9 protein-coding genes are annotated in these 16,059 nt (G+C 70.0%); 4 read left to right on the plus strand and 5 right to left on the minus strand.

The window, feature by feature from the left end; genetic code table 11:
- Complete coding sequence (locus FZ983_RS00825; RefSeq protein ID WP_149221754.1) at window positions 1–1,092, minus strand: patatin-like phospholipase family protein; 1,092 nt, start codon at window positions 1,090–1,092, stop codon at window positions 1–3.
- 175 nt (window positions 1,093–1,267) lie between these two features.
- Here FZ983_RS00825 and FZ983_RS00830 point away from each other — a divergent pair, with 175 nt between their 5' ends.
- From FZ983_RS00830 to FZ983_RS00845, 4 genes are all read left to right on the plus strand, one after another.
- The gene (locus tag FZ983_RS00830) at window positions 1,268–2,077 is read left to right on the plus strand and encodes an RNA methyltransferase (protein ID WP_149221755.1); all 810 of its coding nucleotides are present in this window, start codon (window positions 1,268–1,270) and stop codon (window positions 2,075–2,077) included.
- Window positions 2,074–4,275 carry a helicase-related protein gene (locus tag FZ983_RS00835; protein WP_149221756.1) on the plus strand — a complete coding sequence of 734 codons (2,202 nt, stop codon included), beginning with the start codon at window positions 2,074–2,076 and terminating at the stop codon, window positions 4,273–4,275. Before FZ983_RS00830 ends, FZ983_RS00835 begins: the two co-directional genes overlap by 4 nt.
- Before the next feature lie 230 nt (window positions 4,276–4,505).
- Window positions 4,506–5,795 carry an Nramp family divalent metal transporter gene (locus tag FZ983_RS00840; RefSeq protein ID WP_149221757.1) on the plus strand — a complete coding sequence of 430 codons (1,290 nt, stop codon included), beginning with the start codon at window positions 4,506–4,508 and terminating at the stop codon, window positions 5,793–5,795.
- Between the two features lie 81 nt (window positions 5,796–5,876).
- Window positions 5,877–6,104: a SlyX family protein gene (locus tag FZ983_RS00845; protein WP_063634677.1), complete on the plus strand. Its 228-nt coding sequence runs from the start codon at window positions 5,877–5,879 to the stop codon at window positions 6,102–6,104.
- Between the two features lie 134 nt (window positions 6,105–6,238).
- Here the strand turns inward: FZ983_RS00845 and FZ983_RS00850 are convergent, their stop codons facing one another.
- From FZ983_RS00850 to FZ983_RS00870, 4 genes are all read right to left on the minus strand, one after another.
- Complete coding sequence (locus tag FZ983_RS00850; RefSeq protein ID WP_149221758.1) at window positions 6,239–7,762, minus strand: multicopper oxidase domain-containing protein; 1,524 nt, start codon at window positions 7,760–7,762, stop codon at window positions 6,239–6,241.
- A gap of 81 nt (window positions 7,763–7,843) precedes the next feature.
- Window positions 7,844–8,269 (minus strand): hypothetical protein, encoded by a 426-nt coding sequence (locus tag FZ983_RS00855; protein ID WP_188092219.1) that lies wholly within the window; start codon window positions 8,267–8,269, stop codon window positions 7,844–7,846.
- 411 nt (window positions 8,270–8,680) lie between these two features.
- A complete protein-coding gene (gene pbpC / locus FZ983_RS00865; RefSeq protein WP_247883513.1) occupies window positions 8,681–10,735 on the minus strand; it encodes a penicillin-binding protein 1C in 2,055 nt (684 codons plus the stop codon).
- A gap of 33 nt (window positions 10,736–10,768) precedes the next feature.
- A complete protein-coding gene (locus FZ983_RS00870) occupies window positions 10,769–15,985 on the minus strand; it encodes an alpha-2-macroglobulin (RefSeq protein ID WP_149221760.1) in 5,217 nt (1,738 codons plus the stop codon).
- Between the last annotated feature and the right edge of the window lie 74 nt (window positions 15,986–16,059).

Consider the following 16,059-nt stretch of genomic DNA (forward strand, 5'->3'; position numbering starts at 1 on the left):
TCACACGAGGGCGGGCGTCCGTGCCGAGCTTTCGGTGCCGACACGCCCCAGATTCTGCTCCACCCAGCGATCCGCGGCCTCCCGCCCGGCATCGCGCAGCCAGTTCAGGAAGGTCCAGTCGGTCATCAGCTTGGAATAGACGCCCAGATCCTGCAGATGTTCGTCGGCATCGATCAGATGCAGGCGCGGGGCATCGGCGCGCGCGGACAGGCAGCGCAGTTCCTGCAGCAGGGCGGCGTTGAAGGTGATCTGGTTCAGGCGGGCGGCGATGCCGGCAGGATCCTCCGGCGTGGTGGCGCAGGTCAGTGGATTGATCGCAACCACCAGCAGGTCGGCACCGGGACAGGCCTCGGCCAGCGGCGACAATGGCGGGTTGCTAAGGTAACCGCCGTCCCAGTAATCCTGCCCGCCGATCCGCACAGCGCGGAACAGGTGCGGCAGACAAGCCGATGCCAGCAGATGATCGACCTCGACCTCCGTCTCGTCGAACAGGCGCAGGGCGCCGCTGCGCACATTGGTGGCACTGACGAACAGCCGCAGACCGCTCCGCCGGATCAGCTCCGGTTCCACCATCTCTGCCAACAGCCCGCGCAATGGGTGAAAATCCGCCGACTGCGTCTGGTAGGGGGTGATCCAGCGCTTTGCCCAATCCACCATATGCGATCCCGGCGCATGGTCGACGTTCCAGCGGCCGAGCAGCCGGTCGGTCAAGCTCGGCTGGATCGGTCCAAGCCGCCCAGCCGCACTCACCCGCTCCCAGAAATTCGCCAGTTCCGCGCGCGCTCCCGCGCATCCGCCTCGTGTCCAGCCCTGCACCAGCATCGCGGCATTCATCGCCCCGGCGCTGGCGCCGCTGACGCCGACCAGCCGGATATCCTCTTCCAGCAGCCGGTCGAGCACGCCCCAGGTGAAGGCCCCATGCGCCCCGCCACCCTGCAACGCCAGCGCCAGCGTCGGTTTGGGCGGCGGCAGGGCCCGCATCGACCCCAGCCCCGGCTGTTCCAGCGGTTCCTCCGACTTGGCCGGCGTGACCTGCCGTTCGGTTGCGGGCTTGCGGCACACGCGGTTCCACAGCTTGCGGATCATGGTCATGTCGGCACGTCCTCGCTCGCCTATGCTGCATCGCAACATGAGCAGGGCCTTGAGCATCGGCAAGGGGGTATGCCTAGGGAAGGGGAGGATCGGCACCGCCCTGTCCGCCCCGGCATTGGAAAGCCGCCTCCATATGCACTAAGTAGGCACACACCCCAGTTGCCGAGTGCTCTCCTTGCCCATCATCACTCCGATCACCGACCCCGAGGATCCGCGCATCGAACCCTACCGCGACGTGCGGGAGCGCGATCTCGTCGGCCGTGACGGGTTGTTCATCGCCGAGGGGGCGGTGGTGGTGCGCAGCCTCGTGCAGTCCACCCGCTACCGCGCCCGCTCGCTGCTGATCGCCGACAAGCGGGTGGAAGCGCTGGAGCCAATGCTGGCGGCACTTCCCGCCGATACTCCCGTCTACACCGCCACCCAGCCCGTGCTCGACCGCATCGCCGGCTTTCCCCTGCATCGCGGCATCCTGGCGGTGGGAGAGAAGACCGAGGTGCCGAGCGCGACCGATCTGCTGGTCGCCTGCGGCCCGGTCGCCCGCGTGGTGATGCTGTTCGGCATCGGCAACCACGACAACATGGGCGGCATCTTCCGCAATGCCGCCGCCTTCGGCGCCGATGCGGTGATCCTCGATCCCGGCTGCTGCGATCCGCTCTACCGCAAGGCGATCCGTGTTTCGGTGGGGGCGACGCTGCTGGTGCCGACCGCGAAGCTTGGCGTCGGCGAGGACCCGCTCGCCCTGCTCGACCGGTTCGGGTTCGATGCGGTGGCGCTGAGCCCCGCCGGTGCCGAGACGCTCGCCGCCCTGAACCCGCCCCGCCGCGCCGCACTGCTGTTCGGATCTGAGGGACCGGGACTGCCGCAAGCATTGCTGGCCCGTGCCCGCAGCGTTCGCATTCCGATGGCCGGCGGCTTCGATTCCCTCAACGTGGCGACCACCAGCGGCATCGTGCTGCACCATATCGCCTCCGGACAAGCCGCATGACCGACGAGATTCCCGAGCTGCCGACCGACCCGCATCTGGTCCACGACCTCGCCGTCGCCCATCCGGAGGTGACGACGCTTGGGGCCGCCGGCGTGCTGCGGATGCCTGATGCCGAGGCGCGCGGACTGGTGCCGCTCGGCCTGCCGCTGCCCAAGGGCAAGCGCGACCTGCTGGTCCCGGCGGAGCGGCGAGAGGCCATTCTGTTGGAGATCACCGGCCGCATCGACCGCGCCCACCGCCGCGACGCACTGCTGGCCCAGGGTCGCCGCGCGCTTGCCGGCAGCCACACCGCGTTGCTGTCCTGCGAGGATCGCACCCGCGTCCGCGCCGTCCGCGCCGACGAAATGCCCTGGCCCGGCATGGCCCCGGCCATCCGGCTGCAGGTGTCGCGGACCTTCGACGCGCTGGAATTGTCGGACCTGTCCGATGCCGAACTGTCGGCACGGCTCGACCATGATCCCGCATTGCACGCCGCACTGGACGATGCGTTGTCCCGCGTGGCGACCCGGCTGCGCGATCTGGCTGAACGGGCCGGCGACGATCCAGATTGGGGCTTCCCCAGCCTCGCCGACCGGTTGGGCAAGGCCGCCCGCAACCGGACCGATGCCGACGAGTTGCTGGACCGCTGGGACCGCGAGTACGACCAGTGGCGCCGCGAACGGGCGGAGTTGCGCGGCCGGGCCTATGTCGACCGTCATTTCGACTTCTCCCGGTTCGAGCGGCTGTTCCCGGTGGCCCGCGGCATGAACCGCCGGCTGGTGCTGGTGATCGGCCCGACCAACTCCGGCAAGACCCACCGCGCCATCACGGCCCTCCGCGAGGCGCGCGACGGCGTCTATCTCGCCCCGCTGCGCCTGCTGGCACTGGAGGTGATGGAGCGGCTGAACGCCGAAGGCACCCCGACCACGCTCGTCACCGGCGAGGAGGAGATCCGCACACCCGGCGCCCGCCACACCGCCTCCACCATCGAGGTGATGGACCCCGACCGCCCGGTGGAGGTCGCGGTGATCGACGAGATCCAGATGCTGGCCGATCCGGCGCGCGGCTGGGCCTGGACAGCCGCGCTGATGGGCGTTCCGGCCGAAACCGTTTATATCCTCGGCGCGCCGGAGGTCCGCCCTCTGGTGGAGCGTGCCGCCGCCCATCTCGGCGAAGCGCTGGAGGTGGTTGAACTCGACCGCAAGACCCCGTTGTCGATGCTCGACCGCCGGCTGGACTGGGCGGAGGTGGAGCGCGGCGACGCCCTGATCGCCTTCTCCCGCCGCGAGGTGCACAGCGTCCGCGACACGCTGCTGGCACAGGGCCTGTCGGTCGCCGCCATCTACGGCGCACTGGCCCCGGCGGTGCGGCGGCGCGAGGCGGCGCGTTTCCTGTCCGGCGAGGCCGATGTGGTGGTGGCGACCGATGCCATCGGCATGGGCCTCAACCTGCCCTGCCGCCGCGTGCTGTTCACCGCGCTGGAGAAGTTCGACGGCAGCGCCGTCCGCCCGCTCACCGCGACGGAGGTGAAGCAGATCGCCGGTCGCGCCGGCCGCTTCGGCCAGTTCGAAGAGGGACATTTCGGCGTCATTGCCCGCGGCACGCCCGCCGCGTTGAAACGTCTGCTGGAGGCGCCCGACCGCCGCCTGCGCGCCGACGCCCCCCTGCCGGTCCGCCCGACCCGCGCCATGCTGGCCCGCCTCGCCAGCCACATCGACAGCGACGAGACGCGCCTGCTGGTGGAGTGCTTCGGCACCGCGGCCACTTCCGGCTCCCCCTTCCGGCTGGCCGATCTGTCGGACCTGCGCCGCGCGGCGCCGATGCTGGATGCCCGGCGGCTGGCCTTGGCCGCCAAGCTGGAGCTGCTGCTCGCCCCCGCCGATCTGGAGGAGCCGGAGGATGCCAAGGTCTTCGCCGCCATCCTCGACGCGGTGGAGGCGGGGGAGGTCCTGCCGCTCGCGCGCCTGATCCCGGCCCGGCTCGACGGGCTGAGCGCCGATGTGCTGGAAGCGGCGTCCCGGACCTGCGACCTCTATTTCTGGGCGTCCCGCAAGTTCCCCGATGCCCTGCCCGACCGAGACCGCGTGCGCAGCGCCCGCGACGCCATCGGCCAGCGTTTGTCGGAAGCGCTGGCCTCCCGCGCCCGCCGCCGCGAGCCGCCGCCCGCCGCCGGCTTTCGTGGAGCCCCGCGCAAGCGCTTCGGTCCGCGCCGGCGGTGAGGACCGCGGATGGTTCCCGGCAAAATTCGTCCGCATGGCACTGCTGCACTGCGAACGAAGTGACTTTCAGGCTGTTCTGAACTGGACCTGCTCCGGCAGAGCCCCCATATCGATAGACATGCCCTATTGCGATGTTCATAAACATCGATTGGACGCTATCGAACTGGCCGGCCATTCTTGCATCAGCGGTCAAGTCTCTGGCCGACAAGGACCGTTCAGGAGCAACCGGCGTGAAGACCGCATCCCCCACCATCGCCAACGACACTTCGCGCCACATCCCCGCGACCGGACGCCGGTTCTGGACCATGCTCGGCCCCGGCTTCGTGGTGGCCGTCGGCTACATGGACCCGGGCAACTGGGCAACGGACATCGCGGCGGGGTCGAGCTTCGGTTTCGCGCTGTTGTCGGCGGTGCTGATCGCCAGTCTGGCCGGCATCTTCCTGCAGGGGCTGATCGTCCGGCTGACGCTGGCGACCGGCAAGGATCTGGCCCGGCTGATCCGCGACCGCTTCCCCCGCCCGGTGGCGATGGCGGTGTGGGCCGTGTCCGAACTGGCGATGATCGCCACCGATCTGGCCGAGTTGCTGGGCAGCGCCATTGCGCTGAAGCTGCTGTTCGGCATTCCGATCATGGCCGGCGTGGTGATCTCCGCCATGCTGACCTTTGGCATCCTGGCCCTGCCGGGTGCGCGGGGCCGCGCGCCCGAACTGGTGGTCGGCGCGCTGATGAGCGTGGTCGTGGTCTGCTTCGCCTGGGAGTTGGTGATCGCCCGCCCCGATCCCAGCGCCCTGCTGGCCGGGCTGGTTCCGACCATCGAGTTGGCCCGCGATCCGGAGATGCTGTACCTGTCGCTGGGCATCATCGGCGCCACCGTCATGCCGCACAACCTGTTCCTGCACTCCGGACTGGTCCGCTCGCGGCTGGCCGAGGTGAAGACGGCGGAGGAGCGCCGACAGGCCGCCCGCTGGCTGACCATCGACCTGTCGACCGCCCTGGCGCTGGCCGGTCTGGTCAACGGCTCCATCCTGGCGGTCGCCGCGGTCGCGTTCCAGGGCGTCACCACCGGCAGCACCCCCGGCATCGAGGACGCGCACGCCCTGCTGGGCAGCAGCATCGGCGGGGCCGCCGCGCTGATCTTCGCCATCGCCCTGCTGGCCGCCGGGCAGAGCTCCACCACCACCGGTACCATGGCAGGCCAGATGGTGACGGAAGGCTTCCTGAACCTGCGCCTGCGCCCCGTCACCCGTGCGCTGATCACCCGCGGCGCCTCGCTGATCCCGGCGCTGGCGGTTCTGGGCAGTGCCGGCGACGGTGCGGTGGATGAACTGCTGGTCTTGAGCCAGGTGGTTCTGGCCCTGACCCTGCCCTTCATCCTGATCCCGATGCTGTTGCTGCTGCGCAACGACAAGCTGATGGGCGGGCTGGCGATGGCGCCGCTGACCCTGCGGCTGGCGAGCCTGACCGTCCTGCTGCTGACCGGCCTATCCGGCTGGCTGGCCGGCACCACGGCGATGGTTTGAGCAGAAAGGCACCTCGACCCGAAGCGGGGAATGGTCCATCTTGCGGCCCCTCCCCGTTTTTCACTGTCTGACCGGTGCCCCATGGATCCCGCCCTCGAACAGCGACTTATCGAAGAGCGTCTGGCCGACCTGGAAAGCCGCCTCGCCCACCACGAGCGGATGGCAGAGGAAATGTCGGAGGTCATCTTCGCCCAGGGCCAGACCATCGACCGCCTGACCGCACAGCTGAAGCGCATGCGCGACCGGGTGGAGGCGGCGGAGTACGCGATCGCCTCGCCGCAGGACGACCGACCCCCGCCGCATTATTGAGGGTTGAAACTGCCAAGGATGCCCCCTCCCTAACCCTCCCCCTCCATCGGACGGACCTTCGGTCCGCCGAGAGCGGGAGGGAGGGACCCGCGGCGAAGCCGTGGAAGAGAGGGGGCACCGGCACTTTGCCTTCGTTACCCCGCCCCCTCGACCACCACCTCCGTCATCATCCCCGTCGCCATATGCAGCAGGTTGTGGCAGTGGAGCGGCCAGCGGCCGGGGTTGTCGGCGTCGAAGGCCACCGTCACGCTGCCCATCGTCGGCACCAGCACGGTGTCGCGCACCGCCCCCACCACCGGGCGGCCGTCGATCGCCACCACCTGGAAATGATGGCCGTGCAGGTGCATGGGGTGCGCCATCATCGACGGGTTCTCGAAGGTCAGTTCCACCCGCTGTCCCTGCCGAACCACCAGCGGCGCGTGCGTGCCGAAGGTCCGGTCGTCAAGGCTCCAGACATAGGGCGTCATAGATCCGGTCAGGCGCACCCGCGCCGACAGATCCGCCGCGCGGGTGCCGAGAGACCGTTCGGCAACGAGCCGCCGCTCCAGCGACAGGTCGAGCGCTTCGGTCGCGGCCTCTCCCTGTTCCGCCACCCGCTGCACAATGGCGCCGGCCGTGGCGAGGATGAGGCCGGTCCGCTGCGCCGCGCCTTCGCGCAGGGCAAGGATCGGAAAGGCGCCGCCTTCGGAGGGCAGCGTCAGCCGGATGTCGAGCCGCTGCCCCATGCTGATCCCAAAGCGGTTGCCGGCGACCGGATGCACCGGATTGCCGTCCGCCGCGACCACCTCACCAGTCAGGCGCCCCAGATCGAGATGGAAGGCGGTTGATGTGGCGCCGTTGATCACCCGCAGCCGCGCCCGGCCGCCCCGCTCCACCCGGACCACCTCGGGGTCGGCGAGCGTGCGGTCGTTGGCGAGATAGGCGTCATACTCGACGTCGTTCAGGTCCATCGACATGCCGCCGGACATGGCATGCCCCGCGGAACCATGAGCCGCCCCGCCGTGATTCATGGACCCGTGCCCCATGGAGCCGTGGGAGCCATGCCCCATCTGGCCGTGACCGCCATGCCCCGTCCCGCCGGCCGATCCGGTCAATGACGCCAAAACCTCCGCCGGATCGCGAAAGGTGAAGTCATGCAGCAGGATGGTCACCTCCTGCTCGTCGGCACGGAGGTCGTCGGCACTTCGGACCACCAGTGGGGCGGCCATCAGCAGCTGTTCCTGCAGGCCGTGGTGGGAGTGCATCCAGTGCGTGCCCGTCCGCGGCGCGAAGTCGTAGCTTGCAGAGCCGCCGTTGGGGATGGTCGGGCGGTTCATGTCGGCAACGCCATCCTGGGCATAGGGCGGAGTCTGACCATGCCAGTGGATCACCGCATCTTCCCCCGCCCGGTTGGCGAGATCGACCAGGAACCGCCGTCCGGGATCAAGGACCAGTCCATGCGTACCGTCGGGCTGGCGGATGCCGAACACGCTCGCCGCCTTGCCGTTCACGTCCAGCGTACGGCGCTCGATGGTCAATCCAACGGGGGTCAAGCCGACGGGCTGATCCGCGGCCGGCGCGGCGGCCAGGGTGGAACGGGGAAAGGCGGGCAGCAGGGCGGCACAGCCGCCGGCCATGGCCGTCGACAGCAGACGGCGGCGCGAAAGCGCAAAAGTCATTGCGGACACCGGAATTTCGAATTGGGGGAATGTACCGAATGCGCCGTCACGCCCGGAGCGGACGCGGACAACGCGAACGCTTCATCCCAGCCGCGGTGGCGGCAGGTCCGGACGCACCCCCTGCCCCTCGCGCAACGGTCCGGCGGGCCATCCCGGCATCGACCTCGCCAGCACGACCGGAACAACCAACTCTCCCCCAGGCACAACCGCCGTCATGGCGGCGCAGGCCATGCCGCCGCAACAGGGCTGCAGTACAGCATGGTGAGCTGCTTCCTGATGGCCTGATCCTTGCGACTGGGCGGGAACCTGCCGGGCATGGTCGGTGATCGCCGCGGATTGCAGGTGTTGCGGCGCCTTGGCCGCGGGCGAAGGGCTGTAGCCGTCATGCGGGCATGCGGCGACGGCGGTGCCTTGCCACAGCAGCAGGACGAGCATCCCCAGGGCCATCGCCAGGACCACCGTCCCCGCCATGCCCGTCAACCTCCGCAGCCGGTCGGTGACGCCCATTGCTACCGCAACGCTCCCGCTTATTGCTCCGCCTTTTCAGATAGGCCGTCGGAGGGATGCGGTCAATCGCCGCCGGCCGCCGGATAGCCCCACTACCCATTCAGTCCTAAGAGCTTTCCCGAGCATGGAACTGCAACACAGCTCCCCTATATTCGCGCTCACCCGAAACAACCCACCTTCGTCGTGACCATGTCCGCCTCCGCCCGTCCGGCCAACACCCCGCACTCCGCGACTCGCCAGCTGCATTGCGCCTGCTGCGGCCGTCCATTCGTCCGTCCGTCGTCGCGGGGGCCGGCACCGCTCTATTGCTCTGTGGATTGCCAGAAGCAGATGCGGGTCCGCACACGGGTGTGGAGCCGGCGCGGCGACGCGTCCTTCGGCCTGCGCCGCGCGTCCTAGATCGTTTAATCCTCAGCGAATCTCGACGGTCGCGCTGTCGCTGCGGCCGTCGGCATCGAGCACCGTGACGCGAACCAGCCCCGGACCGTCCGGTCGCCACACCACCTCCCGCGCGATGGGCGACTGGGCGATCCGGCGCCCGTCGATCAGCCAGGACAGCGGCCTCCGCCCGCCGGTGGCGGTCAGGGTCATCGGCTCCCCCTTCCCGTCAGGCCCCAGCGCTTCCAGAACCATGTCGCTGACCGGGAATGTCAGGCGCAGCCCATCGATCTGGCGGGAGCCGGCAATCTCGACATCGCCGGGACGAAGGCGTCGCAGCAGTTCCGGCGGAGTCTCGTTGCGAACCGGGCCGGCGGGCCGGCCGCGGTCGGCCGGAAGCCGGTCGAACACCTCGAACAGCAGCGGTGCCGCGGTGTTGCGGCCGTAATGGTCGGGACTGGGCGTACCGTCCGGGCGGCCGACCCACACGCCGACCGTATAGCGCCCAGTCACGCCGAAGGCCCAGGCGTCGCGAAAGCCATAGCTGGTGCCGGTCTTCAGTGCCACCGGCCCGCTGCCGCGCAGTTCCTGCGCCTGCACCACGCCCGGCGGCGGCGGGGAGCCTTCCAGGATCGCCCGAACCTGCTGCGCCGCCGTGGCTGACAGCAGCCGGTGTTCCGCCCCACCCGACTCGTCGGTCCTGGTCCGCAAAGGCCCAACCAGCCCGTCGCGGGCAACCCCGCTGTACAGCGCCGTCATGTCCCACAGGCTGATCGACGCCCCGCCAAGGGCCACCGGCAGGCCCGGCAGCGTCGTGCCCTGCGGCAGCACCAGCCGCGCGCCGGCCCGCCGCAGCGCATCGGCGAAGCGCAGCGGCCCCACCCGGTCGAGCACCAGAACCGCCGGCACGTTCAGCGAGCGTTGCAGCGCCTCCATCACCGTCAGGTCGCCGGTGAAGCTGCGGTCGAAATTGCGCGGGGCCCAGTCGCCGAAGCGGGTGGAGACGTCGGCGATCTGCGTCAGCGGGTGGATGATGCCGTCGTCGAAGCCCAGCCCGTATATGAAGGGCTTCAGCGCCGATCCCGGCGAGCGCACCGCCCGCACCATGTCGATAGGCCCCTGGCGCGTCTCGTCCAGCGCGTTGGGGCTGCCGAGATAGGCCAGCACCGAGCGGTCGCGGTTGTCCACCACCAGCACCGCCAGCCCGGCCTGCGGATTCAGCGTCTCCGCCGCGCGTCGGCCAAGCGCCTCCACCGCCTGTTGCAGCGTGCCGTCGATGGTGGTGGCGATCTCTGCCCGGCCGGGATTGGCGCTGCGCAACCGTTCGGCCAGATGCGGGGCCAAGGCCGGCAGGGATAGCCGCGCCGACGGCACGGGCAGCGACTTGGCCTCCGCCACCGCCTTGGGCGACAGGGCGCTCGCCTCCGCCACACGGTCGAGAACCTTGTCGCGCGCCGCCTGCGCCCGCTCCGGGTAGCGGTCGGGCCGCAGCCGGGACGGCGACTGCGGCAGCGAGACCAGCAGCGCCGCCTCCGCCGCGTCCAACTCCACCGGCGATTTGCCCAGCAGCATCAGGGAGGCCGCGCGAATCCCTTCGATATTGCCGCCATAGGGGGCCAGCGTCAGGTACATGCCGAGGATGTCGCGCTTGCTGTAGCGCCATTCCAGCTGCGCCGCCCGCGCCGCCTCGATCAGCTTGGCCGTAAAGGTGCGCGGTCGCGGCTCCAGCAGGCGGGCAACCTGCATGGTGATGGTGGAGGCGCCGGACACCACCCGCCCCGCCCCCAAGTTCTGTGCAGCCGCCCGCAGCACCGCCAGCGGATCGACGCCGGCATGGCTTTCGAATCGCTGGTCCTCATAGGCCAGCAGCAGCTCGACGAACAGGGGCGACACGTCCTCGATCGTCGCCGGCAGACGCCATGCCCCCGCCCCGTTGGTGAAGACGCGCAGCGGCTGGCCCCTGCGGTCGGTGACCGTCACCGACAGATCGGCCAGCCGGTCCAGCGGCGGCGGGAACAGCCGGTCGAGCGCCAGCGCCGTGCCCAACAGAGCCGCGACAGCGGCTGCGGCGATACCCGTCTGCCGCACCCAACGCTGCCGGAACCACCTCCGCGCCAATCGTCACTCCGCCGGATGGACCGTGATCCGCCCGGTGTTTTGGCGGGCGAAGAAACGCGGCTTGTACATGTCCTCCACCGTCGCGCCCGGCAGTTCATAGGTGCCGGGGGTGATGGCGCGGACGATGAAGGCCAGCTTGAAGCTCTGCTGGTCCTCCGTCAGGTCCACTGCGGCGACATAGCGGTCGTCGCGCGCCTCTGTCGTGCGGGTGTAGCTGAGGTCGCCCAGCCACTGCATCTCCTCCGGCGTGCCGCCGCCCAGCTTGGCGTTCTCGATCTCCCAGCCGGCGGGCAGCGCGTGGGTCACCATGCCCTGATGGAACAGCTTGGTATTGGCCTCGCCTTCCAGCACCACCACGAAGACGTCGTTCTGCTTTATGCCGTCGAGGTTCAGCACCTCACCCTTGCGGGTGAAGAAGTTGCGCTTGATGCGCAACCCCTCGCGCGCGGCAGGCTGCGGCGCCACCGGAACGCCGGACAGCGACACCGCCTGCCACACCGCCGCCTTGCCCGAGTTGGCGACCGGGATGCCGGCCTTCAACTGTGCCAGCGTCGGGGTCAGGTCGACCCGTGCCCCGTCGCGCCGGGTGCCGCCCAGCGTCACCTCCACCTTGGCCGGCGCGCCGCGCAGCAGCGCGTCGGCGGCCAGCACCGACCACGCCTTTTCCTGCGTGTTGGTGCGGTTGGCGGCGGTGGCGGAGGCCGGCAGCCGGTCGATCAGGGCCGGGATGCGGTTGCCGGCCATGTTGACCTCGGTCATCAGCGCCACCAGTGCCGCGGAGTCGCGGACGGTGGAGCCGTAATCGACATGCCAGTCCTCGCGCGCCAGATGGCCGACCGCGCTGTCGAAGGCGCTGGCCGCCCGCTCCTGATCGCCCATGCGGGCCAGTGCCGCCCCCAGCTGGCCCTTGGCGAGCGGCGTCGGCAGCTTCTCCAGCGCGGTGTCGTGCAGGTAGCGCGCCGGCCCAGGCAGCGACACGCCGGCCAGCGCCAGCGTGTGCAGGGCATAGGCGCGCACCGTCAGATCCGCCGGCTCCGTTGCGCTGGCGATGGCGCGCTGACGCAGCCAGGACAACGCATCGGTCAGCGGCTTGTCCGGAACCGCCTCGCCCTTCTGCTTGGCGCGGATCAGGAACTCGGTGGCATAGGCGGTCAGCCAGCCGTCTGCTTCGTCATGGGCGCCCCACAGGCCGAAGGCGCCGTCGAAGCGCTGCTTGTCCAGCGTGCGGGAGATCGCCTGCTGAACCCGCGCCTCCAGGCCGTCGTCCGGCTTGCGGTCCTTGCCCAGTGCCAGTTCCACGTCGCGCACCACCAGCAGCGGCAGGGCGCGGCTGACGGTCTGCTCCAGGCAGCCGAAGGGATAGCGGTCGAGCGCCCGCAGGATGCCGCCGACATCGAAGGGCGGCGCCGTGGTAAAGCTGGCCGACCAGTTGGTCGTCCCCGGCAGATAGGTCGCCAGTTCCGCCCCGTCGAAGCGGACGCTCTCGCCGGGTGCGATCTGGCGGGTGACGAACTGCGTCTCCACCGCACGCGCCGGGCGGACGGTGATGCCGTATTCGTGGCTCAGCGCCAGGTTCTCCGGCCCCTTCACCGCGACGGCGACATGGCCGATACCGGCGGCGACACCCTTCAGCGGCACGACCAGCGTCTTGCGCTCGCCCTTCGCCAGCGGGACGGACAGGGTGCCGCCCTCCACCGACACCGCATCCTGCGCGGTGACCGCGACCTCATAGGTGCCGGCCGCCGCCTCCACATTGTGAAGCGACAGGGTCACCCGGCTGTCGTCGCCGGGGGCGAGGAAGCGCGGCAGGATGGCGTCGGCCACCAGCGGATCGCGCACCGTCACCGGCCCGGCGGCGGAGCCGACCCGGCCACGGCTGTAGGCCACCGCCATGACGCGAAGCTCGCCATTGAAGTCCGGCACGTCGAAACCGATGCGGGCGGTGCCGTCGGCCCCCACCTTCACCGGCCCCTGGAACAGCGAGACCACGGTGAAGGGCACCACCGGCAGACCGGCCCCGCTGGAATCGCCGCCCTGGCGCATGGCGCCATAGGGGCCGTCGAGCGGGTCGATCAGCCGGCCGTAATCGTCGCGGATGTCGAGCCCCAGCCGGCGCTTGCCGAAATAATACTTTTCCGGCTGCGGGCTGGCGAAGTCGGTCAGCCGCAGGATGCCCTCGTCCACCGCGGCCAGCGTGACATAGGTGTCTTCCATCGACCCTCCATCGGCGGCGGCAACCTTCACCCCGACTTCCAGCCGGCTGCGCGGGCGCAGCACCTGCGGCGCGTCGAGCGTGACGGCCAGCGTGCGGACCGAGGGATCGACGCCGACCCAGGCGACGCCCATGGCGCGCACCGGCTGGCGTTCGCGGCCCTTGACCGGCGGACGGTAGGCGGTGGCGGTGACATAGGCGCCGGGACCCCAGGCGGCATCGACCGGGATTTCCACCGTCGTGCCCTCGGCTGGGACCGAAATGGTGCGCACGTCGAAGATGCGGTCGGTCGCCACCGTCACCAGCAGTTCGCCGGCGAAGGGCGGCGCCACGCGGATGCGGGCGGTCTCGCCGGGCTTGTAGGACTGCTTGTCGGTCGAGACCTCCAGCTTGTCCGGGATGTCGGCCGTCTCGTCACCGCTCGCCCAGCCGGAATAGAAGCGGTAGGAGCTGGCGACGCCAGCCGCCTTGTCCGTCACCTCCAGCCGGTAGCGGCCGAAGTCGCGCTTGCCGAGCGCCACCTGCGCCGGTTTGTCGGCGGCGACATCGACGGTGCCGGACGCCAGCGGCACGTCGCGCACCGTGGCGTTGTAGCTGTAGCGGCCGTCGCGACGGAACCAGACGAAGGAAACCCGCTCCTCCACCAGTTCCCACGTGATGCCGGGCTTGGCGACGGCGCTACCGTCCGGCGCCACGGCGACGAGGTCGAAGGCGGCCTCCGCCCCCTCGCCGATGCGCCCATCGGAGAAGCGCGGGCGCAGACCCAGCGCATGGGTCTTTGGCCGGACCGGCACGCTCACCGACTTGTGGACCGGACGCCCACCCGGCTCCGACAGGGTGACGCGGATGTCGGCGCGCAGCGGCTTGCTGGTGTCCGGCACCTCCGGCAGCGTAACCGCGATGCGCGAAACGCCCTGATCGTCGGTGGTGGGAAACTCCAGCGGGTCGAGCCGCTCGGTCGGGTTGTCCTGCACCCGGCCGAAGCGGTAATCCTTGAAGGCCGGATAAGGCATCGGGTCGGGCTTCAGCGCTACCTCGGCGGTGCCGTCCAGGCCGGCGGCCGGCGGACCGTAGAGGAAGCGACCCTGCGCCGTCACCTCGAAGGGTTGCGCCGGCACCAGGATCGGCGCGCTGGCGGTCAGGTCGAGCGCCAGCTTGATCGGCACGAAATCCTCGACCTGGAACTCCCCGCGGCCGATCGGCTCGCCCTTGGGGTCGCTGTAGACCAGCACCGCCCAGCCGCCCAGCGGAGCCGTGCGGGTCAGGTTCAGCGGCAGGAAGAAGCCGCCGGCCTCCTGCCCCTTGAGGGCGCCGCTGTAATACTCCGTACCGCTGGGGCGCAGCACCTTCACGGTCAGCGGGAAATTGTCGACCGCCTCGGTCTTGTCGTCGCGGAGCAGGATCGACAGGTTCACCGTCTCACCCTGGCGGTAGACGCCGCGGTCGGCATAGACGAAGGCGTCCATCGGTCCCGGCGCCTGACGCCCGCCGACCCCGCGGTCGCTGAGGTCGAAGGCGGCGCCGGTCAGGTCCTGCATGGCGAAATCGGTACCAAGATAGGCCATCACCATCTCGGGCGCATTGCCGCCGGTCTTCAGCAAGCCGGGCGCGAAGCGGGCACGGCCGAACTCGTCGGTCTTTGCGCGGGCCAGTTCGGAATTGTTGCGGGCGACCAGCGCCACATCCACCCCTGGCAGCGGCTTGGCCGAGCCGAAGGAGCGGGCGAAGACGGTCAAACCGTCGGCACCGCGGAAGCTCGTCAGGCCGATGTCGGACAACAGCACCCACTGGGTCGCCAGCGCGTCCCAGCGGTCGGCATCCTCCGTGTCATGCGGACGGGCGGTGACGACATAGAGGCCGGCTTTCGGGTCGTCGCCCACCGCCTGCCGGAAGGGAATGGCGGCGGTGACGTCGCGGTTGCGCTCCCCCTTCACCTCCAGCGAGCCGGACCACACCAGTTCGCCATTCTCCTGGGCCAGCCGGTCGGCGGAATAGCCGGTCAGTTCGCTGAAGATGCTGCCTTCATACTTGTTGGACACCAGCGCGCGGTCGGCGATGCGGTAGACCGACACATCCAGCCGATCGGTGTTGACGCTGACCACCGGAATGCCGTCGGCACCCTTGCGCGGCAGGATGTAGGAAGAGCCGCGGAAGGCCGCCATCGACGGCCGGTCGGGCACGCGCACGCGCTGGGTCTCGTCGGCCTTCAACGCCACGCCATCCTCGCCGGACAGGCCCTGGCGCAGTGTGACGGTGTAGCCGTTGCCATGGGTGACGCCGCGCAGGCACAGGCTGTTCTCCCGCGCTTCGAGCGCGGTCTTGGTCGGCGGCTCCACCCGCACGTAATCGTCGAAGCGCAGGCCTTGCTTGCCACTCAGCCTGTCGGAGAACTGGAAGCAGACGCGCGGGCTGGTGCCCTCGGCGTTGACGGTGACGCCGGTCATCGCAAGCCCGGCCTTGCGGCGCATGGCGACGAACCGCTCCTCCAGCTTCGGCGCCTGGGTGTCGAGGGTGGCCGCTTCCAGCTTCGGCGCCAGTTCGCGGATGGACTTCAGCGCCTTGACCGCCTCGTCCGGCTTGCCGAAAGCCTCGTCCATCAGCGTGGCGATGCGCCAGAGGATGGCGACGCGTTCCTCGTCCTTCGGGTTGAACTGGCCGGCCATCACGGCGCTCTGCAGCGCGCGGTCCTTGTTGGGCGGAGTCGCCGCCATCCAGGCCGCGCTCAACTCCAGCCAGACCGACGGCGAGCCGCCGCCCTGGGTGATGGTCTTCTCATAGGCCTGGATGGCGCCCGCCATGTCCTTGCGGTCGCGGGCGGCGCGCGCCTGCTTCAGCAGGTCGGCGATCACCTGCGGCTTCGGCTGCGGCGGCGATTTCAGCAGCAGCCCGTTGGCATAGGCGGTGGCATCGGACAGCGCCCCCGGCGGCGTGTAGTCGGCGCGGACCGGAGTGCCTAGGAAGGCCATCACCGCAAGGACCCAGAGCAGCGTCAGCAGCCGTACCATCATGTCGCCTTACAACCGGAAGCGGGAATGCCCGGTTATAGCGCCGATAATCGGGCTATGGCGATAAGCCGAAGTGC

This window comes from Azospirillum sp. B21, assembly GCF_008364825.1.
Classification (GTDB): domain Bacteria; phylum Pseudomonadota; class Alphaproteobacteria; order Azospirillales; family Azospirillaceae; genus Azospirillum.